Source organism: Arthrobacter sp. Y3225116, from assembly GCF_059091245.1.
On the sequence record NZ_JBNHGL010000039.1, the window covers coordinates 1 to 20,703 of the forward strand.

General features: G+C 67.5%; 22 protein-coding genes and 1 pseudogene. 6 read left to right on the plus strand and 17 right to left on the minus strand.

The features are described from left to right. Positions 1-202: pseudogene (locus AC5RV2_RS06210) on the plus strand (NAD-dependent epimerase/dehydratase family protein); the annotation flags it as partial. A 9-nt stretch (positions 203-211) separates the two neighbouring features. After that, positions 212-1,027: a serine hydrolase domain-containing protein gene (locus AC5RV2_RS06215; RefSeq protein ID WP_494091644.1), complete on the plus strand. Its 816-nt coding sequence runs from the start codon at positions 212-214 to the stop codon at positions 1,025-1,027. A gap of 4 nt (positions 1,028-1,031) precedes the next feature. Here AC5RV2_RS06215 and mutM read toward each other — a convergent pair whose 3' ends face one another. From mutM to coaD, 6 genes are all read right to left on the minus strand, one after another. Continuing rightward, entirely contained in the window at positions 1,032-2,027 is a 996-nt protein-coding gene (gene mutM / locus AC5RV2_RS06220) for a bifunctional DNA-formamidopyrimidine glycosylase/DNA-(apurinic or apyrimidinic site) lyase (protein WP_494091645.1), read from the minus strand. Further along, on the minus strand, positions 2,020-2,739 hold the full coding sequence (gene rnc, locus AC5RV2_RS06225; RefSeq protein ID WP_493986924.1) for a ribonuclease III: 720 nt from the start codon (positions 2,737-2,739) through the stop codon (positions 2,020-2,022). The genes mutM and rnc overlap by 8 nt, the downstream gene beginning before the upstream one ends. 11 nt (positions 2,740-2,750) lie before the next feature. Next, a complete protein-coding gene (gene rpmF, locus AC5RV2_RS06230) occupies positions 2,751-2,954 on the minus strand; it encodes a 50S ribosomal protein L32 (RefSeq protein WP_127511582.1) in 204 nt (67 codons plus the stop codon). Between the two features lie 2 nt (positions 2,955-2,956). Next, on the minus strand, positions 2,957-3,520 hold the full coding sequence (locus AC5RV2_RS06235) for a YceD family protein (RefSeq protein ID WP_494091646.1): 564 nt from the start codon (positions 3,518-3,520) through the stop codon (positions 2,957-2,959). Between the two features lie 119 nt (positions 3,521-3,639). Further along, on the minus strand, positions 3,640-4,572 hold the full coding sequence (gene galU, locus AC5RV2_RS06240) for a UTP--glucose-1-phosphate uridylyltransferase GalU (RefSeq protein ID WP_494091647.1): 933 nt from the start codon (positions 4,570-4,572) through the stop codon (positions 3,640-3,642). A 59-nt stretch (positions 4,573-4,631) separates the two neighbouring features. After that, on the minus strand, positions 4,632-5,114 hold the full coding sequence (gene coaD, locus AC5RV2_RS06245) for a pantetheine-phosphate adenylyltransferase (RefSeq protein ID WP_494067055.1): 483 nt from the start codon (positions 5,112-5,114) through the stop codon (positions 4,632-4,634). 63 nt (positions 5,115-5,177) lie between these two features. On the opposite strand from coaD, the gene AC5RV2_RS06250 reads away from it, so the two are divergent. Beyond that, the gene (locus AC5RV2_RS06250; protein WP_494091648.1) at positions 5,178-6,419 is read left to right on the plus strand and encodes an aminotransferase class I/II-fold pyridoxal phosphate-dependent enzyme; all 1,242 of its coding nucleotides are present in this window, start codon (positions 5,178-5,180) and stop codon (positions 6,417-6,419) included. A gap of 3 nt (positions 6,420-6,422) precedes the next feature. Beyond that, entirely contained in the window at positions 6,423-7,193 is a 771-nt protein-coding gene (locus AC5RV2_RS06255) for a spermidine synthase (protein WP_494091649.1), read from the plus strand. On the opposite strand, the gene rsmD is transcribed toward AC5RV2_RS06255, so the two are convergent. The 4 genes from rsmD to AC5RV2_RS06275 all read right to left on the minus strand — a co-directional run bounded on the left by rsmD (position 7,176) and on the right by AC5RV2_RS06275 (position 12,085). After that, on the minus strand, positions 7,176-7,766 hold the full coding sequence (gene rsmD, locus AC5RV2_RS06260; RefSeq protein ID WP_494091650.1) for a 16S rRNA (guanine(966)-N(2))-methyltransferase RsmD: 591 nt from the start codon (positions 7,764-7,766) through the stop codon (positions 7,176-7,178). The genes AC5RV2_RS06255 and rsmD overlap by 18 nt on opposite strands. 3 nt (positions 7,767-7,769) lie before the next feature. Further along, positions 7,770-9,965: an ATP-dependent DNA helicase RecG gene (locus AC5RV2_RS06265; protein ID WP_494091651.1), complete on the minus strand. Its 2,196-nt coding sequence runs from the start codon at positions 9,963-9,965 to the stop codon at positions 7,770-7,772. Continuing rightward, entirely contained in the window at positions 9,955-10,893 is a 939-nt protein-coding gene (locus AC5RV2_RS06270) for a DAK2 domain-containing protein (RefSeq protein ID WP_494091656.1), read from the minus strand. Before AC5RV2_RS06270 ends, AC5RV2_RS06265 begins: the two co-directional genes overlap by 11 nt. Before the next feature lie 148 nt (positions 10,894-11,041). Continuing rightward, the gene (locus tag AC5RV2_RS06275) at positions 11,042-12,085 is read right to left on the minus strand and encodes an LCP family protein (RefSeq protein WP_494091652.1); all 1,044 of its coding nucleotides are present in this window, start codon (positions 12,083-12,085) and stop codon (positions 11,042-11,044) included. Between the two features lie 125 nt (positions 12,086-12,210). Between AC5RV2_RS06275 and AC5RV2_RS06280 the strand changes: the two genes are divergently transcribed. Next, positions 12,211-12,690, plus strand: coding sequence for a DUF3515 domain-containing protein (locus AC5RV2_RS06280; RefSeq protein ID WP_494091653.1), 480 nt, complete (start codon positions 12,211-12,213; stop codon positions 12,688-12,690). Positions 12,691-12,729: 39 nt separating this feature from the next. Here the strand turns inward: AC5RV2_RS06280 and AC5RV2_RS06285 are convergent, their stop codons facing one another. The 6 genes from AC5RV2_RS06285 to leuC form a co-directional block, all read right to left on the minus strand. Next, the gene (locus AC5RV2_RS06285; RefSeq protein ID WP_494091657.1) at positions 12,730-13,866 is read right to left on the minus strand and encodes a D-alanine--D-alanine ligase family protein; all 1,137 of its coding nucleotides are present in this window, start codon (positions 13,864-13,866) and stop codon (positions 12,730-12,732) included. 11 nt (positions 13,867-13,877) lie between these two features. After that, a complete protein-coding gene (locus tag AC5RV2_RS06290; RefSeq protein ID WP_493977308.1) occupies positions 13,878-14,912 on the minus strand; it encodes an NAD(P)H-dependent glycerol-3-phosphate dehydrogenase in 1,035 nt (344 codons plus the stop codon). Further along, the gene (locus tag AC5RV2_RS06295; RefSeq protein ID WP_493986905.1) at positions 14,909-15,694 is read right to left on the minus strand and encodes a lysophospholipid acyltransferase family protein; all 786 of its coding nucleotides are present in this window, start codon (positions 15,692-15,694) and stop codon (positions 14,909-14,911) included. The genes AC5RV2_RS06290 and AC5RV2_RS06295 overlap by 4 nt, the downstream gene beginning before the upstream one ends. A gap of 6 nt (positions 15,695-15,700) precedes the next feature. Further along, positions 15,701-17,017, minus strand: a complete 1,317-nt coding sequence (gene murA / locus AC5RV2_RS06300; RefSeq protein ID WP_494075408.1) for a UDP-N-acetylglucosamine 1-carboxyvinyltransferase — start codon at positions 17,015-17,017, stop codon at positions 15,701-15,703. A 224-nt stretch (positions 17,018-17,241) separates the two neighbouring features. Continuing rightward, entirely contained in the window at positions 17,242-17,841 is a 600-nt protein-coding gene (gene leuD / locus AC5RV2_RS06305) for a 3-isopropylmalate dehydratase small subunit (RefSeq protein WP_494075409.1), read from the minus strand. Positions 17,842-17,856: 15 nt separating this feature from the next. Continuing rightward, positions 17,857-19,323: a 3-isopropylmalate dehydratase large subunit gene (leuC, locus tag AC5RV2_RS06310; RefSeq protein ID WP_494091654.1), complete on the minus strand. Its 1,467-nt coding sequence runs from the start codon at positions 19,321-19,323 to the stop codon at positions 17,857-17,859. A gap of 148 nt (positions 19,324-19,471) precedes the next feature. On the opposite strand from leuC, the gene AC5RV2_RS06315 reads away from it, so the two are divergent. After that, entirely contained in the window at positions 19,472-20,191 is a 720-nt protein-coding gene (locus AC5RV2_RS06315; RefSeq protein ID WP_493977303.1) for an IclR family transcriptional regulator, read from the plus strand. 7 nt (positions 20,192-20,198) lie between these two features. Here the strand turns inward: AC5RV2_RS06315 and AC5RV2_RS06320 are convergent. Beyond that, positions 20,199-20,703 (minus strand): thiamine-phosphate kinase (locus AC5RV2_RS06320; protein WP_494091655.1); only part of this gene is annotated, 505 nt, incomplete at its 5' end.

A 20,703-nucleotide genomic window follows, 5' to 3' on the forward strand; every position in this document is an offset into this window, starting at 1 on the left:
CGAACGGGCCTGGACGGCCGCCGGAGCCCGCGGGCTGGTCCGCGACGAACCGCCCATGACGCGCTTCCTGGCGGAGCAGCTGTCGACCGCGCACTGGTTCGACCAGCGCCGCACCCGCGAGGTGCTGGACTGGGTGCCCGAGGTCAGCATTGAAGAAGGGCTGCGACGGCTGGCAGCCCACTACGGCGGAACGACGAGGTAGGAGCAAGCATTGGAAAGCGTGAAGCTGATCGAATCCTGGCCGGTGGACCACGCGGCCACCGCCGTCGTCGGGGCCGACGGCGCCGTCGTTGCCTCCCATGGCGACCAGCAGCGGCGCTTCCCGCTGGCGTCCGTGACCAAGCTGCTCAGCGCCTATGCGGTGCTGCTGGCCGTGGAGGAAGGCGCGCTGGAACTGGACCAGGCGGCGGGCCCCGAGGGCGCCACCGTCCGCCACCTGCTGGCCCACAGCGCCGGCTACGACTTCGGCGACCGCACCGTCAGGTTCGCCCCCGGCGACCGGCGGCTCTACTCCAACGCCGGCTTCGAGGTGCTCGGCGAGACGCTCGAGGCCGCCGCGGGCATGGCCTTCGCGGACTACCTGCGCGAAGGCGTGCTCGTTCCCCTCGGCATGAAGGACACCAGCCTGGACGGCTCCCCCGCGGCCGGGGCGACCTCCACGTCCGACGACCTGTCCCGGTTCGCCGCAGAGCTCCAGCGGCCGTCGCTGCTGGCCGCCGCCACGGTGCAGGAAGCGACGCAGGTGGCCTACCCGGGCCTGGCCGGCGTGCTGCCGGGGTTCGGCCGCCAGCAGGGCAACGACTGGGGCCTGGGCTTCGAGATCCGCGGCCACAAGGACCCGCACTGGACCGGCAGCAAGAGCTCGCCGAAAACGTTCGGCCACTTCGGCCAGTCCGGCACCTTTCTCTGGGTGGATCCGGACGCCGGCGCCGCCTGCATCGCGCTCACCGACCGCGACTTCGGGCCCTGGGCCGCCGACGCGTGGCCTGCCTACACGGACGCGGTGCTGGCGGAGCTGGGACAGTAGGCCGTTACCAGCGGCCGTTCCGGGGCCTCGGCTGGCAGGCCGGGCAGGTGTAGGACGACCGGTTCATGAAGGTGTCCCGGCGGATCTTCGTGGGCAGCCCCAGGTCGCCGCAGCGGTGGCAGGGTTCGCCCTCCCGGCCGTAGGCGTTCAGCGACCGTTCGAAGTATCCGGAGGCGCCGTTGACGTTCACGTAGAGGGAATCGAAGCTGGTGCCGCCGGCGTCGAGCGCCCTGCTCATGACGTCCCGGCACGCGCTGAGCAGCCGCTCCGCTTCCTTGCGGCGCAGGGTGTCGGTCGGGCGGGCGTAGTGCAGCTTCGCGGCCCACAGGGCTTCGTCGGCATAAATGTTGCCGATGCCGGAGACCAGGGCCTGGTCCAGGATGGCGCGCTTGATGCCGGTCTTGCGGCTGCGCAGGCGCTGGTAGAACGCCTCGAAGGAGAACGCGGGGTCGAGCGGGTCGCGGGCGATGTGCGAGGCCTCGACCGGGATCAGCGGCAGGCCGGTCTCGGACATGCCGCCGGCATGGCCGTCAGGGGTGGGCATCAGGTCCGCCAGGAACATGCCGCCGAAAATCCGCTGGTCCACGAAGCGCAGCTCGGCCGGCATCGGCGGGCCATCGGGCCCGCCGGCCGGACTGAGCGTCAACCGGACCTTCAGGTGCTTCTCGTCGGGCTGCCCGCTGTCTTCGACCAGCAGTTGTCCGCTCATGCCGAGGTGTGCCATGAGGGCGAGTTTGGGCTCGTCGGGCACGGCCTCAGCGGCGGCCGGGTACGGCGAAGGGGCCGGCGTGGTCTCCAGCAGCGGCATCCAGAGGAATTTCCCGCGCCGGGCGACGTCGGCCACGTGGGCGCCGATGAGGTTGCCGCGCAGGTCGTCGGCTCCGAGGGCGTGGCGCCGGATGGAACGCTCGTCCAGGACGTCCACTCCGGTGATCGTCCGCCCGCGGACCCACTGGGCGAGCCCGCGGCGGACAACCTCCACCTCAGGCAGTTCAGGCATCGGAGTCGGCGGTCTCCGTCACCGATACGGGCAGCGAGGCACGCAGCGCCCGCCACGTGGTGGCGGCGGCTTCCTGCTCGGCTTCCTTCTTGGAATGTCCGGTGCCGCGGCCGTATTCGGTGGTGCCGATCAGCAGCGTGGCCACGAAGGTCCGGGCGTGGTCCGGGCCCGATCCCTCCACCTGGTAGGTCACGGTGCCCATCTTCCGGGCGGCGGCCAACTCCTGGATGCTGGTCTTCCAGTCCGTGCCCGCGCCCAGGGCGTCGGCGTCCGCCAGGAGCGGCCCGACGAGGCGCATCACGAGTTGGCGCGCCGTTTCGATGCCCTGGCACAGGTAGGCGGCGCCGAAGAGGGCCTCCATCGTGTCGGCCAGGATGGACGACTTGTCGGCCCCGTTGGTGAGCTTTTCGCCCTGCCCGAGCAGCACGTGCCGGCCGACGTCCAGGCTGCGCGCGATGCCGGCCAGCGCCCGGGTGGAGACGACGGCGGAGCGCCGCTTGGCCAGTTCGCCCTCGGGCAGGTCCGGGTTGTCCCGGTACAGCGCGTCGGTCACGGAAAAGCCCAGGATCGAGTCGCCGAGGAATTCCAGGCGCTCGTTGGTCGGCAGTCCGCCGTGCTCGTAGGCGTAGGAACGGTGGGTTAAAGCAAGACGGAGCGTCTCGGCGTCGATATCAACGCCGAGACGCTCCAAAAGCTCTTCAGTTGAAGGCATACCGGACGTTGTTACGCGTCGGCTACCTTGCGGCCCTTGTACTCAAGGAACAGCGCGGTGCCTGCCGAGTCGGTGACAACCTTGGCCTGGTGCGGCAGGCTGTAGGTGACACGGCCGTTCTCAACGGTCTTGACCAGGTTGGGCGCAGTGGCCTTCCACTGGGACCGGCGGGCGCGCGTATTCGAGCGGGACATCTTCCGCTTGGGAACAGCCACGGCTAACTCTCTTCTCTCTCGTCTGACTCTTTACTTTCGGACGCCTCGTCGGCGGCCGTACCGGCCAACCCGGCAAGGGCTGCCCAGCGAGGATCCACGACCTCATGGTGGTGACCCGGATCCTCTTCAAGGCGCATCCCGCATTCCGGGCACAAGCCTTGGCAGTCTTCCCGGCACACCGGCTGGAACGGCAGGGCGGTCACCACTGCGTCCCGCAGCGCCGGTTCGAGATCGATCAGATCGCGCTCAACCCGCCGCTGTTCGTCCTGTTCTTCTTCCTCGAGGAGTTCAGCTTCCTCGTAGTAGAAGAGTTCCTGCACATTGACGTCGAGGTCGTACGCGATGGGATCCAGGCAACGCCCGCACTCGCCCGTGACAGCCACGGAAACGGTGCCGGAAACCAGGATTCCCTCGTGCACGGCCTCAAGCTTCAGGTCCAACTCCATGTCGGAGCCTTCCTGAACGCCAATGAGTGCTACACCGAAATCCTTCGGTGCAGCGATACGTTCTTCAAGAGTCCGCATGGTGCCCGGGCTGCGCCCGAGGTCCTTGACCGCAAGGGTCAAGGCCGAACTTTGATCATGGTTCAAGACCACAGTACTGAGAACTCCTAAAGAACATACGACCGACGTATCATCTTAGCCCGGATCTCCCGCGGGCCCAAACCGGCGGCGCTACGCGTCCGTCAGTCCCGTCCGGCGGGCTGCAACGGCCTCTCAACCTGGATCTGTGCTGCCAGGTCCACGATCCAGGAGCGCAACTCGGGTCCCAGGTCCTCGCGCTCCGTGGCCAGGGAGACGACGGCCTTGAGGTAGCTGAGCTTGTCCCCGGTGTCGTAGCGGCGGCCCTTGAAGACCACGGCATAAACCCCGCCGCCGGCCTCCTCGGAGCCGGCCAGCACCTGCAGCGCGTCCGTCAGCTGTATTTCTCCGCCGCGGCCCGGCGGGGTCTCCTCCAGCACGTCGAAGACCGCGGGATGCAGGACATAACGGCCGATCACGGCCAGGTTCGACGGCGCCTCGGCGGCGGCGGGCTTCTCCACCAGGCCGTTCACCTTCACGTGCGCCGCGCCGTCGATGCGGCTGATGTCCGCGCACCCGTAGGCGCTGATCGCTTCCGGATCGACTTCCATCAGGGCAATGACGGAGCCGCCGGTCGCCTGCTGGACCGCAATCATCTCCGTGAGCAGTTCGTCGCGCTCGTCGATCAGGTCATCGCCCAGCAGGACGGCGAAGGGCTCGTTGCCCACATGCTGCCTGGCGCAGAGAACGGCGTGGCCGAGCCCCTTGGGGTCGCCCTGGCGCAGGTAATGGATGTCGGCCAACTGGGAAGATTCCCGCACCGCGGCCAGCTTGTCGTCGTCGCCCTTGTCCGCCAGGGTTTGCTCGATAAACGGGACCCGGTCGAAGTGGTCCTCGAGGGACCGCTTGTTGCGCCCGGTGATCATCGGGACGTCGTCCAGGCCGGCGCGCGTCGCTTCTTCGACGACATATTGGATGGCCGGCTTGTCGACGACGGGCAGCATTTCCTTCGGCATGGCCTTGGTGGCCGGCAGGAACCTGGTCCCCAGCCCGGCGGCGGGCAGAACGGCTTTTCGTACGGATTGAGCTTGAGGCATGGGTCAAACGTTAGCAAACGCGGGCTCCGCCGCAACCGCCGGCAGCGATCCGGGCCGGGCTACCGGGGCTGCTCCGCGGCGCGGAAACCGGCGAGCACGGCCTTCGGCACGAACTCCGAGATATCCCCGCCCAGCGCGGCAATTTCCTTGATCAAGGTCGACGACAGGTGCGTGTAGCTGCTCTCCGCGGCGAGGAAAACCGTCTCGATGCCGGCCAGGTGCCGGTTCATGTGGGCCATCGGCAGTTCGTAGTGGTAGTCCTGCGATGAGCGCAGGCCCTTGACGATGACGCCGGCGCCGTGGCTGCGGCAGTACTCGGCCAGCAGGCCTTCACCCATCGCTTCAACGCTCACGCCGCGGAGGTAGGAGAGCGTCTCGCGGGCCATGGTCAGCCGCTCGTCCAGGCTGAAGCGGTATTTCTTGGCATAGTTCGTCGAGACGGCGACGATGACCTCGTCGTACATGCTGGCGGCACGGGCAATGATTTCCACGTGGCCTTTGTGGAGCGGGTCATAGGATCCTGGACAGACGGCACGGCGCATAGAGTCGAATCTAGTCGATCCGGGCGGGCGGTGCACCACGCTTCGGTGGTAATACTGGGAGTCATGAGCACAGCTATGCGGCAACTCGTCCACGGCCGGCGGGCCGGCGTTCCGGCGCCGTGGCAGCGGACCGCGGCCGGATCGAACCTCCTCGGCGACGACGGCGGCCTCGGCCTCACCATCTTCGAGGAAATGACGACCCTCGCCGCGCGGACCGGCGCCATCAATTTGGGGCAGGGTTTTCCCGACGAGGACGGCCCGGCGGAAATCGCCGCCGCCGCCATCGACGCCATCCGCGGCGGAGCCAACCAGTATGCTCCGGGCAAGGGAACACTCACGCTGCGCAGCGCCATTGCCGCCCACCAGCAGCGGTTCTACGGCCTGTCACCGGACCCGGAAACCGAGATCATCGTCACGACCGGAGCGACCGAGGCGCTGGCCGCGACGCTGCTGGCCCTGACCGGACCGGGCGACGAAGTGTTGACGTTCGAGCCCTTTTATGACGCGTACGGGGCGATCATCGGCCTGGCCGGAGCCCGGCACACCACGGCTCCGCTCCTCGCCCCCGATTTCCAGCCGGACCTCGACTCACTCGAAGCGGCCTTCTCGGAGCGCACCCGCATGGTCCTGGTCAACAACCCGCACAATCCGATGGGCAGCGTTTTCTCCCGCGAGGCCCTGTTGCGCATCGTCGAGCTGGCTGAGCGCTACGACGCGCTGATCGTCACCGATGAGGTCTACGAGCACCTGACCTTCGATGCACCGCACATCCCCATCGCCACCCTGCCGGGAGCCGCCGAGCGGACGCTCACCATCTCGTCGGCCGGCAAGACGTTTTCGTTCACCGGCTGGAAGGTCGGCTGGCTCTCCGGCCCGGCGGACCTCGTCGCAGCCGTCCGCACGGTCAAGCAATTCCTCACGTACAGCTCGGGCGCACCGTTCCAGGACGCGGTGGCGGCGGGACTGGGGCTGCCGGACTCGTTCTACGGCGGGATCGCCGCCGGCCTGAAGGCCAAGCGGGACCTGCTAAGCGACGGTTTGCGGCAGGCCGGCTTCGATGTCTTCACGCCGCAGGGCACCTACTTCGTCAACGTGGACACGGCACCGCTGGGTATCACCGACGCACTTGACCTTGCCCGCCGGCTGCCCGGGCTGATCGGCGTGGCCGCCATCCCGGTGCCCGTCTTCTGCCACCCCGACGGCGCCGAGCGCACCCGCTCGTTGCTGCGTTTCGCATTCTGCAAGCGGATCGAGGTCCTGCAGGACGCCGCCCAACGCCTCGCCTCCCTGCCGGGCAGGATCTGAGCCGTGGCCGAACGCTACCTGCGCGGCAGCGGCCTCCACGCCGGCGTCGACAAGGACGACCGGGTGCCGGGGTCCTACGTCCTGAGCATTGGCGGCGCGGAGCAATCGCACGTCAACCTGCGGCATCCCGATCATGTGTTCTACGAATACCTGCGCCGGATCGCCAACGTCGTCGACCTGGCGGGTCCGGCAGGTGCCCCGCTGCGTTGCCTCCACCTGGGCGCCGGCGCCCTGACGCTGGCCCGGTATGTGCAGGCCACTCGTCCCGGTTCCCGGCAGGTCGCCGTCGAGTTGGAGCGGGAGCTGCTGGACTTCGTCCTCGAGCACCTTCCCATGCCCGACGGCACGGAGTTGACGGTCCACTTCGGCGATGCCCGGCATGAACTGGCCTTCGGAGACATCGAAGGCACCTTCGATGTGATCGTGCTGGACGTTTTCGCCGGCGACGACGCCCCGGAGCACCTGACCACGGCGGACTTCTACCAGGAGATGCTGGAGGCACTGGAACCGGACGGGGTGCTGCTGGTCAACGTCGGAGACGATCCGCCGCTGGCGTTCGCCAAGCGGCAGATCGCCGAGCTCGCGGCGGTCGCCGGTTCGGTGGCGGCGCTGGGCGAGACCGGCATGTTCGGCAGCCGAAGGGCGGGCAACATCGTCCTGGCCGCCCGCAACGGCTCGTGGCCGCCGGAATGGTCGGCCGCCCTGCTGGCGGCGGGCCCGCACCCGGCCGCCGTCCTCACCGGCCCGGAGCTCGATTCATTCGCCCGCAGCTGACGGTTCCGCCGCAGGTTCGGCAAACCAGAGCTGGGTCTCGCCGTACTTCCGGACGGCGAACCGGACGAGGCCTTCGGGCCATCCTGGTTCGGGTGACCGCGAAGAGCGTTCGACGACGACGACGGCGCCGTCGGCAAGGAATCCGGACAAGGAGGCGAGGATGCCGGCGAGCGCGTCCTCGGCCAGCGGGTACGGCGGGTCCATCAGCACCAGGTCCCAATGGTGTCCCGGCGGCAGGTCCTCGAGGAACCGTTCCGCCTTCATGCGGTGCACCGTGGCCGTCTTCCGGCCCAGCTTGCCGTTGACCAGCTCGGCGTTGCGGCGGCACACTTCCGCGGCTTTGTCGGCTGCTTCGACCAGGTCCACCGTGGCGGCGCCGCGGCTGGCGGTCTCGACTCCCAGCGCCCCGGAGCCGGCGAAGAGGTCGAGTACCCGGGCGCCGGCCACGACGTCGTAGGACTCAAGTCGGGAAAACAGCGCCTCCTTGACCCGGTCCGTCGTTGGCCGGGTGTTCTCCCCCGGCACGCTGGCCAGGGTCAGTCCCCCGGCCACGCCGGCCACGATGCGGCTCACCGGCTACCCGCGCTCAAGGAAGGCCTCCCGCTCGGGGTTCAGGTACAGCTCGATGGCGGCCGCCAGCTCGGGATACCGGGCCAGGGTGGAGTCCCGCTGCAGGATGGCCGTGGCGTCTTCCCGGGCACGGGCGATAACGGCCTCGTCCGTGATCACGCGCAGCAGCTTCAGGGTGGATTTGCCGCCGGACTGGGACGCCCCGAGGATGTCGCCTTCGCGACGCAGCTGGAGGTCTGCCTGCGAGAGTTCAAACCCGTCGGTCGTCGCGGCGACCGCCTGCAGCCGATCCCGGCTGGGGTGCCCGGGCTCCAGCTGCGTGACCAGCAGGCAGGTGCCGGGGAGGCCGCCGCGGCCCACCCGTCCGCGGAGCTGGTGGAGCTGCGAAATGCCGAAGCGGTCGGCGTCCAGGATCACCATCATGGTGGCGTTGTGCACGTCGACGCCGACCTCGATGACCGTGGTGGACACCAGGATGTCCAGCGTGGCGTCGTTGAACGCCGCCATGGCAGCAGCCTTTTGGTCCGGCTCCATCCGGCCGTGCAGCATGCCGATCCGGATTCCGTCCAGGACCGGCAGCCCGCTCAGGTGCTCGACCAGGGCGGCCACCGATGCCATGGGCCGCTGTTGCTCCGGCTGCCCCGACAACTCGTCCGGCGGATCGGCCTCTTCGAGCTCGTCATCCCCGATCTTGGGGCACACGACGTAGACCTGCCGGCCGGCGGCGACCTCCTCGCGGGCACGTTCCCAGATCCGGTCCTCCCAGGCAGGATGTTCCTGGAGAGCCACCATGTGGGTGGTGATCGGCGCGCGGCCCGCGGGCAGCTCCGTCAGCACCGACGTTTCCAGGTCCCCGAAGACGGTCATGGCCACCGTCCGGGGAATGGGCGTGGCGGTCATGACCAGCAGGTGCGGTGGCGTGGCCGAGCGGCTCCGGAGCCGGTCGCGCTGTTCCACGCCGAAGCGGTGCTGTTCGTCCACTACCACGAGGCCGAGGTCAAAAAACTGCACCGTGTCGGACAGCAGGGCATGGGTGCCGACGACGATGCCCGCTTCTCCGGCCGCCACATCGAGCAAGGCCCTGCGCTTGGCCGTTCCGGTCATCGAGCCGGTCAACAGCACTACCTTGGTGCCGTCGGGGTCGCCGCCCAACATGCCGCCCTGCGCCAAGGGGCCAAGCGTCCGGGTGATCGATGCGAAATGCTGGCCCGCCAGGACCTCGGTCGGCGCGAGCAGGACGGCCTGGCCGCCCGAGTCGACCACCTGCAGCATGGCCCGAAGGGCAACCAAGGTCTTCCCCGACCCGACTTCCCCCTGCAGCAGCCGGTTCATGGGTGAATCTCCGGCCAGCTCCGCCGCGATCGTCGCGCCGACCTCGCGCTGTCCCGAGGTCAGGTCGAAGGGCAGGCGGGCGTCGAACTTGTCGGCAATACCACCCTTCCGGCCCGGGCGTGCGGTCGCCTGTTCGGCCGCGGCGATGGCCCGCTTCCGTCCGAGAGCCGCCTGCAGGACCAGCGCTTCCTGATAGCGGAAGCGGTCCCGGGCCGCGTTGGCGGCTTCCATCGTTGCGGGCCGGTGGATCTGTTCGTAGGCCTCCGCCAGTGAGAGCATCCCGTCCCGGACGGCGATGTCCGTCGGGATGGGGTCCCCCAGGCGGCCGAAGTCCACGGCGTCGAGCAATAGGTCAACGGCCGCCTTGATGCGCCAGCTGCCCAGTTTCGCCGTCGCCGGGTACATGGGCACCGGGCGCAGGGCTTCCTCCGCGTCGAAGTCGAAGGCGTCTTCGAGCAACTGGTAGTCGGGGTTGGTCAAGGTCAGGTTTCCGCGGTAGGACGTCACCTTACCGGAGAACATGGCGATGGTCCCCGGCCGCAGCTCCCGTTCGGCCTGATAGCCGTTGAAGAAGGTGAGGCTGATGTCCGACGAGTTGTCGGTCACGACGACCTCGGTCAGCGAACCGCGCCGGGCCCGCATCTTGCGGGAACTGGTGCTCAGCACCCGGGCCACCAAGGTCGCGTCCTCGTCGATCGGCAGCTCGGCGATCATGGTCAGCTCTCCGCGCTTCATGTACCGCCGCGGGAAGTAGTTGAGCAGTTCCCCGGTCACCGTCATGCCCAGGTGCTTTTCGAGTGCCGAGGCCGAGCGCTTGCCGAGCCGCCGCTCCAGCGGGACGCTCAGTTCGTCAGCCGGGTCAGCCGCCATGGTTCTGCTCCGGCGGGCCGGCCAGCTCCGTCATGCTGACGTTCATCGGTTCACCCAGCTCCCGGATAACCTCCAGGGCCGCTTCGCCGTCCGGCACGTGCGCGTGGACGCGCCAGCGGTATCCGCCCTCGATTTCAGTCACGGCGCTCATGATGACCGAGTCGCCCAGCTCGTCCAGCTTCAGGCGCAGCGTTGCGGCGTCGAGGGGGCTGAGGTTGACGGTGCACATCACCTCGACGCCTTCGTGCACGTGGTCCAGGTGCAGGTGCGGATCCTGCACGTTGTAGCCGTGCAGGCCGTCCAGCAGTTCCGGCTGCAGTTCCACGCCGAGGGCGCTGGCCCGCAGGGTGTCCATGATGAGCAGGAACCCGACGGCGCCGGCGTCGACGATGTGCGCCGATTCCAGTGCCCCGAGCTGGGCCTCCGTCCTGACGACCGCGGCCACGGCCTCTTCCACGACCGCTTCCAGCGTTGCCGCCAGCCCGTGGTTGCTGTCGTCGCCGTTCTTCGCCGCATGTACCGCCGACGCCGCCCGCGAGACCGAGGCGATGACGGAGAGCATGGTTCCCTCAACGGGATCGCTCAACGCGGACCAGCACCGGATTTCGGCACGTTGGAGGGCCGCGGCCAGCAGCGGCCCCGTCAACCGGGTCGTGCCCCGCAAGGGTTCGGCCAAGGCGGCCAGGAAAACCGACAGCAGGGTGCCGGAGTTGCCGCGCGCTTCTTCCATCGCGGCCTGGCCCGCCCCGGCCAGGAGTTCGCCGATGTCCGCCGTCCGGTTTTCGGCGGCCGACTTCGCCGCCGCCCGGATGGTCAGATAGAGGTTGGTCCCCGTGTCGCCGTCGGCCACCGGGAAGATGTTGATGGCGTTCAGGCGGTCGCTGTGGTTGCCGAGGACGACCTCGGCCCTGGACAGCCAGCGGCGCAGCGCTTCGGCATTGGCAGCAATTTTCGTCTGCAAAGGGGTCCCATCTGCATGCGCCGGCGATGCCCGCCAACGATCAATCTCAGTCCTCCGGCGTTACCTGAGCCTACCGCAGCCGGCTCCGCTCACCGGCTAACGGTTGCGTCGCGGCTCACTCGAGGTCAGCAGTACTCAGATATTCGCCGAGGCTGTCATTCTGCAGCGCGCCGGCTATTTCGGCGATGGCCGCCTCGTCCGGCAGGACGATCGACTGGCCGTCTGCGGAAGTGCCGGTGCCCAGCGTCGGAAGGGTAAACATCTGAACGTTGCTTGACCGTACATCCCGAAGCGAAACGCCCAGGGAGCCTGCGGTCATGGCGTCGAATTCGCTGTCAACGCTCACGAACGGAGAAAATTCGTCGACTACCTCGTTGATGCGCACAGGGTTTGTCAGTGTCTCGGCCGTCAGGAACTCGGACATCAGAGCCTTGACGAAGAGCTGTTGGTTGCGCACGCGCTGATAGTCGCCGTCGCTGAAGGCCTTGCGCTCCCGCACGAAGGACAGGGCAGACTCGCCGTCCAGAGTCTGGGTGCCCGCCGGGAAAAACTCGCCGGTCGACCCGGTTGCCGAGAAGGCCGCCGGATTATTGATCTCCACCCCGCCCAAGGCGTCGGTCAGTTCCTTGAACCCCGAGAAGTCGATAATGGCGACGTGGTCGACGCGGGTCTCAAACAGCCCTTCGATGGTTTCGACGACAAGCGGTACCCCGCCGAACGCCATGGCGGCGTTGATCTTGTGCTCGCCCTGACCCGGTATGTCCACCCAGGTGTCGCGCATGATCGACATGACGTAGACGTTCTCCCGATTCTCCGGGATGTGCATCAGCATCATGGTGTCGGAGCGGCTGCCGTCCGAGACCTCGGTCAGATTCTGCGTACCCGTGGCGCGGCTGTCGGAGCCCATCAGAAGAATGTTGACCGTCTTGTCGTTCGGGTCCTTCTTGGCCCGATTATCCGGGAAGGCCGATTCGATCGTCTGGGACTTGCTGTTGAAGGAGTTGGCCAAGTTGAACAAGTAGCCACCTCCGATGATCGCTGCGACGACAACGATGCCCACGAGGGTGAAAAAGACGGTGCGGATGGGATCTTTCTTCCGCTGGCGGCGCTGCCGCCGCGGGCGGTATTCGTTGTCGTGGTCAGCAGTCAATGGGGTCACTTCCTAGGGGTGAGGCTAACTAAAAGGATAAACCCCGCGGCCGTCTCCTCACTGCAGGGCCCGTCTGGCGTGGCTGCGGTCACTGTCGCAACGGCGCGCTGCGATGGTCGGGATACGCTGGCTGTATGACCCGCGCCTTCCCCCGACGCCGCCGTTTTGCCGTCCTTTTGTCGCTTGGATTCCTGGGGAGCCTCACGGCGTGTTCGCCTATTGTCGACGTTGACGCCGCTCCGGACGCGGCGAACCCCGGATGCGCCCCGATGATGGTCATCCTCCCGCAGTATGTCGCCGATTTCCCGCGCCGTGAGACGAGCAGCCAGGCGACCGCCGCCTGGGGGGACCCTTCGCAGGTCATCCTGCGGTGCGGCGTGCCGGTTCCCGGCCCGACGACGGACCAATGCGTCTCGGTCGAGGGCGTCGACTGGGTACTGCGCGAAGGCGAGAACGGCTACTGGACGGCCACGACCTACGGGCGCACCCCTGCCACGGAACTGCTGTTCAAGCCCGATGACGTGGCAGAGAGCTCCGTCTTGATGGACATCTCGGCGGCGGCGGCCGAGATCCCGCAGGAACGCGAATGCCTGAGCATTTCCGACGTCCTATAGGCAGCACGGCCGGCGACCACTGCGCCGGCCTGCGTCTGTTTAGCGGAGGCCGGTCTTGCGGTTGAGGGCCAGATACAGCAGCTCGTCGATCAACTCGGTGTAAGGCAGTCCCGATTTCGCCCACATCTGGGGATACATGCTGATCGGTGTAAACCCGGGCATGGTGTTGATCTCATTGATAATGAGCTCGCCGTCCGGCGTGTAGAAGAAGTCGACCCGGGAGAGTCCCTCTCCCCCGAGCGCGTCGAACGCCTGTGCGGCGAGTTCGCGCACTCTTTCAGTGGCGTCGGCGGGCAAATCCGCCGGGCAGCTGAGGGCGGCGGCCGTACCGTCCAGGTATTTCGCTTCGAAATCGTAGAACTGGTGCTCGCCGGGCTGGACGGCGATTTCCCCGGGCAGGCTGGTGCGCGTCGGTTCTGTTCCCCGTCCTTGCAGGACCGCTACTTCAATCTCGCGGCCGATGATGCCGGCTTCGACAACAACCTTGGGATCGTGTTCGCGGGCGGCCTCCACGGCGGCGCGGAGGCCGCCCGGCCCGGCCACCCGGGTGATCCCCATGGAAGAACCCGCCCGGGCCGGCTTGACGAAGACCGGGAACTGAAGCGTGCCCAGGCGTTCGAGCACCGCGTCCGGGTCCTGCTGCCACTGACGGTCCGTGATGACCTCGTAGGGGCCCACGTGGAGGCCGGCCGATTCGAAGACCACTTTCATGTAGTGCTTGTCCATGCCCACGGCAGAGGCAAGTACGCCGGCGCCGACGTAGCGGACATCGGCCATCTCCAGCAGCCCCTGAAGCGTTCCGTCCTCGCCGAACGGCCCATGCAGCAGCGGCAGCACCACGTCCACGTTGCCCAGGCTCTGGGGAACCTGCGCGGCCGGCGCGACCATGAGTTCCGGCGTGTCCCGCCTGCTGGCCAGCATGACGGGTTCGGCGGACGTGCTGATCTCCGGCATTTTTCCCGAGGCGAGCGACCACTGGGCCGGATCATCGGCTACCTGGACCCACTGGCCGTTACGCGCAATTCCGATGGGAACGACGTCGTACTTGTCCTTGTCGATGGCCCCGAGAACCCCGGCCGCTGTGACGCAGCTCACGGAGTGTTCGCTGGACCGCCCGCCGAAAAGGACGGCAACGCGGGGTTTGCGGGCCGGAGACGGGGCGTTAGCGGCGGGCATGGTCACGTCGTTCACTGCAGTTCACCTTCGGATTTGAGTTCACGGGTCAACAGGCGCGGCGCCAGCGCCTCAACGGAAACCTGCCCCTCCAGGACGGCAACCACTGCCTCGGTGATCGGCATGTCGACGCCCACCTTGGTGGCCAGATCCAGCACGGCGCGGCCGGACTTGATGCCTTCGGCCGTTTGGGTCATTCGTTCCGTCACCTGGTCCAGGGTCAGGCCTTCGCCCAAGAGGCGTCCGGCTGTGTGGTTGCGCGACAGCGGCGAGGCGCAGGTGGCGACCAGGTCGCCGAGTCCGGCCAGCCCGGCCATGGTCTGGACCTCTCCCCCGAGGGCGAGAGTGAGCCGGGTAGTCTCGGCCAGTCCGCGGGTGATGACCGTCGCCTTGGTGTTGTCTCCCATGCCCTTGCCGTCGCAGATTCCCACGCACAGGGCGATGATGTTCTTCACGATGCCGCCGATCTCCACCCCCGTGACGTCAGAGTTCGTGTAGGGGCGGAAGTAGCTGGCGGTGCACAATCGCGCAATCCACTGCGCGGTGTCGTCGTCCGTGCAGGCCACCACCGAGGCGGTCGGTTCCTTGCGCGCAATCTCGAGCGCCAGGTTGGGGCCGGAAATGACGGCTACGTGGGAGTCGGACAGGCCGAGCTCTTCTTTGATGACTTCGCTCATGCGGGCATCGGTCCCGCGCTCCAGCCCCTTCATGAGCGAGACGACCACCGCTTCCGGATCCAGCAGCGGCTTCCAGGACGCCAACTGCGGTCGGAGGGTCTGGGCGGGAACAGCCAGCACCACCAGCGGCGCGCCGCGGAGGACTTCGGCGACGTCCTCCGAAGCGACGATGTTCTCCGGCAGCGCGATGTCCTGGAGGTACTTCGCATTCCGGTGCCGGGAATTGATTTCCGCCGCCACTTCGGCGCGCCGCGCCCAGAGCCTGACCTCGACCTCGGGGTGGGCGTCCGCGACGACCTTGGCAAAGGTAGTGCCCCAGCTTCCTGCGCCGAGAACGGCGATGTTGGCAGGCAGGTCGGGGCGTGCTGTCACAACTTCTCCTCAGGCGGTAGCTCTTCTGTGTGCACCGGCTCACCGGAACCAAAGTCCCGGCCTATGGCGCTTTGACCGTGAGCAGAAGGATCCCAGCGGACGGCGGGCGCTGCCTCGCCGCGTACTTCGGCCAGCAGCGCCGTGATGCTGTCCATAATCCTATTCGTTGCGGCCTCGAGAACGGTCCTGGTGATCGGCAAGCCGCTGAATTCGCTCAGGTCCACCGGAGGTCCGGCCGTGACGTGTGCCGTTTTGCGCGGAAAAAGGCTGGGCCTTTTCGCATAGCGGGGCAACAGCTCGTTGGCGCCCCAATGCGCCACCGGAATGACGGGTGCGCCGGTCTGCAGCGCGAGCCTTGCCGCCCCGGTGCGCCCGCGCATGGGCCATAGGGCCGGGTCCCGGGTCAGCGTCCCCTCCGGGTAGATGATCACGGCACCGCCTTCGTCGAGCACCTCGCGTGAGACGTCCAGTGAACGGTTTGCGCCGGAGCTGCTCCGCTCCACCGGTATCTGCCGGGCCGCCGTCAACAGTTGCCCGACCACTGGAATCTTGAACAGCGAGGCCTTCGCCAGGAAGTGCGGCAGGGCGCCTTGGTTGTAGACGTAATGGCCGACCACCAGTGGATCGATTTCCGTGTTGTGGTTCGGACAGACGATGAATCCCCGGTCCTTGGGGAAATTCTCCGTTCCCGTCCAGTTGCGCCGAAGGACCAGGTTCAGGAATGGCCGGACAACGCCGGCGAGGACACCAATGACCACCCGCTCTTTGGAGGCTGCTCCCATGTCCGCCTACTCGACGTCGAAGTCCGCGCCGAGGCCCTCCAGCTTTGACTGGAAGCGTTCGTAGCCACGGTTGATGAGTTCGATGCCGGTCACGCGGGAGGTTCCGGCCGCCGCCAACGCGGCGATCAGGTGGCTGAAGCCGCCGCGGAGGTCGGGGATGTCTATTTCCGCGCCGGAGAGCTGGGTGGGTCCGGAAATCACGGCGGAATGCAGGAAATTCCGCTGCCCGAAGCGGCACGGAATGCTGCCGAGGCATTCGCGGTGCACCTGGATGTTCGCGCCCATGCGAATCAGCGCCTCGGTAAAGCCGAACCGGTTCTCGTACACGGTCTCGTGCACGATCGAGACGCCTTCGGCCTGCGTCAGGGCGACGACGAGGGGCTGCTGCCAGTCCGTCATGAAGCCCGGGTGCACGTCGGTCTCGAGCACCAGCGGCGACAGGCTGCCGCCCGGGTGGTAGAAGCGGATGCCGTCGTCGTCGATGTCGAAGGCCCCGCCGATCTTGCGGTAGGTGTTCAGAAAGGCGGTGAGGTCGCCCTGATGGGCGCCTTCGACGTAGATGTCTCCCTGCGTCACGAGCGCCGCGGATGCCCAGGACGCGGCCTCGTTGCGGTCGGGCAGCGCGCGGTGGTTGAAGCCGGAGAGTTCGGTGACACCCTCGATACGGATCACACGGTCGGTCTGGACCGTGATGATGGCACCCATCTTCTGCAGCACGGCGATCAGGTCCATGATCTCCGGCTCGATGGCGGCGCCGCTCAATTCCGTGATGCCCTCGGCGCGGGTTGCCGTCAAAAGAACCTGTTCGGTGGCGCCCACGCTGGGATACGGCAGCGTGAGTTTCGCGCCCTTCAGTCCCCTGGGTGCGGAGATGGAGATGCCACCGGGCCGCTTGTCCACGATGGCTCCGAACTGCCGGAGCACGTCGAGGTGGTAGTCGATGGGACGGTCGCCGATCCGGCAGCCGCCCAGGTCGGGGATAAAGGCCTCTCCGATCGCGTGGATCAGCGGCCCGCAGAAAAGGATCGGAATGCGGGAATCGCCGGCGTGCGCGTCGATGTCCTTCATCTGGGCGGTCTTGACGTTCGTCGGATCCAGCGTCAAGTCACCGGTCACCGGGTCTTTGGAAACCTCGACGCCGTGCAGGCGGAGCAGGCTGGTGACGATCTCCACGTCCCGGATCTCGGGCACATTCCGCAGGACCGAGGCATTACTGCCGAGCAAGGACGCGACCATCGCTTTGGGAACCAGGTTCTTGGCACCGCGGACGGACACCTTCCCCGCCAACGGAACGCCACCACGAATGGTCAAAACACTTGCCATGAATACCTGTTTCCTCAAGCTAGTTTAGCGCCGAACTGCGCCAAGGCCTCAGCTAAGCATATTGGCAATCCGTGACCACTCTGAAATAAACGGGCAGCGAGTCCGGCGCTCTCCGTCCCGCCGGCAGGTGCCTTGCATGAGGCAGTCGCAGGTGCAAATCGGCGCCGCCGACAGAACTGGAAAAGCTCCCTCGACGGCGCCGATTCGCGCCAGGGCGCGTATCCTCAGACTTTTACCGGAAGGGTCTTCGGCTTCCAGGATGGGCGGGTGGCCTCGTAGGTGGTGATTTCCGCCTCATGCTTCAGGGTCAGCCCGATATCGTCCAAGCCTTCGAGCAACCGCCAGCGGGTGTAGTCGTCGATCTCGAACGGTGCGGTGATGGTTCCGCAGGTGACGGTCTTCGACTCCAGGTCCACCGTGATTTCGGTGCCCGGGTGGTTCTCCAGTTCCTTCCAGATCAGCTCGATGTCATCCTGGGCGACCTCGGCGGCCAGCAGCCCCTGCTTGCCGGAGTTCCCCCGGAAGATGTCGGCGAACCGGGAGGAGAGGACAACACGGAACCCGTAGTCCTTCAACGCCCAGACAGCGTGTTCGCGCGAGGAACCGGTCCCGAAATCCGGGCCGGCCACGAGGACGGACCCGCGGCTGAACGGCTCCTGGTTGAGGATGAAGTCCTCGTGCTTGCGCCAGGCTGCGAACAGGGCATCTTCGAAGCCTGTCCGGGTGATCCGCTTGAGGTACACCGCCGGGATGATCTGGTCGGTGTCCACGTTGGACTGCCGCAGCGGGACCCCGATGCCGGTATGGGTGGTGAACTTCTCCATGATTCTTCAGGCTCCTTAGGCGGCAGGCCGCGAGACGGCGTCGTTGTTGACCGGGTCCAGGTCCGAGGGCGAACTCAGCGTGCCCCTGACCGCGGTGGCCGCCGCAACTACCGGCGATACCAGGTGCGTCCGCCCGCCCTTGCCCTGCCGGCCCTCGAAGTTCCGGTTGGACGTGGACGCGCAGCGCTCGCCCGGCGCCAACTGGTCCGGGTTCATGCCCAGGCACATGGAGCAGCCGGCGAACCGCCACTCGGCGCCGAACTCCTTGAACACCTTGTCCAGGCCCTCGGCCTCTGCTTCCAGGCGGACACGGGCAGATCCGGGCACCACCATCATGCGCACGTTCGGCGCCTTGGCCCGGCCGCGGATGATGTCCGCCGCGATGCGCAGGTCCTCGATCCGGCTGTTGGTGCAGGAGCCCAGGAAGACGGTGTCGACCGGGATGTCCTTCATGCGGGTGCCGGCTTCGAGCCCCATGTAGGCCAGCGCACGTTCCGCCGCGGCCTTGGCGTTCTCGTCGGCGAAGTCGTCGGGCGACGGCACGGCTTCCGACAGGGAAACACCCTGTCCGGGGTTGGTCCCCCAGGTGACGAACGGCTCCAGGGTATCGGCGTCCAAAAAGACCTCGGCGTCGAACACCGCGTCGTCGTCGGTACGCAGGGTCTGCCAATTTTCGACGGCGGCGTCCCAGTAGGCACCCTCCGGGGCGTGCGGACGGCCCTTGAGGTAGTCGAACGTGGTCTGGTCCGGCGCGACCATGCCGGCGCGGGCCCCCGCCTCGATGGACATGTTGCAGATGGTCATCCGGGCTTCCATGCTCAGGGCCCGGATGGCGGAGCCACGGTACTCCAGCACGTAGCCCTGGCCGCCGCCGGTTCCGATTTTGGCGATGACCGCCAGGATGATGTCCTTGGCGGTGACCCCCGGGCGCAGCGTGCCCTCGACGTTGATGGCCATGGTCTTGAACGGCTTCAGCGACAGCGTTTGGGTCGCCATGACGTGCTCAACTTCGGAGGTCCCGATGCCGAAGGCCAGCGCACCGAAGGCACCGTGGGTGGAGGTATGCGAGTCGCCGCACACCACCGTCATGCCGGGCTGGGTGAGTCCCAGCTGGGGACCCACCACGTGCACGATCCCCTGCTCGGCGTCCCCGAGCGAGTGCAGCCGGACCCCGAATTCCCGGCAGTTGGTGCGCAGCGTCTCAATCTGGGTGCGGCTGGTCGGGTCGGCAATCGGCTTGTCGATATCCAGCGTGGGGGTGTTGTGGTCCTCGGTCGCGATGGTCAAGTCCGGGCGGCGCAGCCCGCGCCCCGCCAGACGCAGGCCCTCGAAGGCCTGCGGCGACGTGACTTCATGTACGAGGTGAAGGTCGATGTAGAGGAGGTCGGGCTGGCGCGCCGCGCCTTCACCGTCGCCGTGGCGCACCACGTGTGCATCCCAGACTTTTTCGGCGAGCGTCTTGCCCGCAGTGTTACCGGCCATGGCCAGATCTCCTCCATCAATACCAACGCGGGCTTTTTCTCCCGCCGGGAGGCCCGCACTAAGTGTGTGCTTTAACTCTTCCAGCGCGGCCGCCCGCCCGCCAGTCAATCGACTTGCATCTCACATATTGAGATGCAAATATCAACTTATGGACAATCCTAGCGGTGTCGGCGTCATCGACAAGGCGGCCATGGTGCTGGACACCCTGGAGGCCGGACCCACGTCCCTGGCCCAACTGGTGGCCGCCACCGGCCTGGCCCGGCCCACCGTCCACCGGCTCGCTTTGGCGCTGGTCCACCACCGGCTGGTCAGCCGGGACATGCAGGGCAGGTTCGTCCTGGGCAGCAGGCTGGTCGAATTGGCCGCGGCCGCCGGCGAAGACCGGCTCATAGCCGCCGCCGGCCCGGTGCTCATGAACCTTCGCGATGCCACGGGTGAGAGCGCACAGGTCTTCCGCCGGCAGGGCGATTCGCGGGTATGCGTCGCCTCGGCCGAACGGCCGATCGGATTGCGGGACACCATTCCGGTGGGGACGCAGCTTTCGATGAAGGCCGGCTCCGCCGCCCAGGTGCTGTTGGCCTGGGAAGACCACGAGAGGCTGCTCGAAGGACTCCATGGGGCGCGTTTCACCCCGACGGTCCTCGCCGGCGTGCGCCGCCGCGGCTGGGGCCAGAGCCTCGGCGAACGCGAACCCGGTGTGGCGTCGGTTTCGGCCCCGGTCCGTGGTCCGTCCGGGCGGGTCATCGCCGCCGTTTCCATTTCGGGGCCGATCGAGCGGCTCACGCGGCAACCCGGCCGGCTGCATGCCGAGGTGGTCTGCAACGCGGCCGCCCAACTGACCGAAGCCCTGCGAAAGACCAACGACTAGCGGCGCGTCAGCCCCTGAAATGGTCCCATCCCCGGGCCCGGACGGGGACGCCGTCCAGGGTCACCGGAGCCGGTCCGCCGCCGACGACTCCGATGGCGGCGAATCCCGCCGGCAGGGTTTGTGCCGCGGGGAAGGTGCACAGCAGGCCATGGTCTTCGCCGCCGCCGAGGATCCAGTCGCTGGGCTCCGCCCCCAGCAGGGCCGCTGCCTCCTCCAAGGGTGCGGCAAAGTGCTGCAACTGCGCCGAGGTCAGGTCCACCGCGACACTGCTGGCACGGGCCAACCGCGCCGCATCGCGGAGCAGGCCGTCCGAGATGTCCATCATGGCGGTCGCGCCACATTCGGCCGCAGCCGGGCCGGCGCTCAGCGGAGGCACCGGCCGGGACTGGATCGCGGCGAGCTCCTGCAGCTGAACCGGGGCCTCGTCGTCGAAAACCGGGCTTTCGAGCAGGGCCAGTCCGGCCGCCGCGCGTCCCAGCGTGCCGGCCACGGCGACGATGTCGCCGGGACGC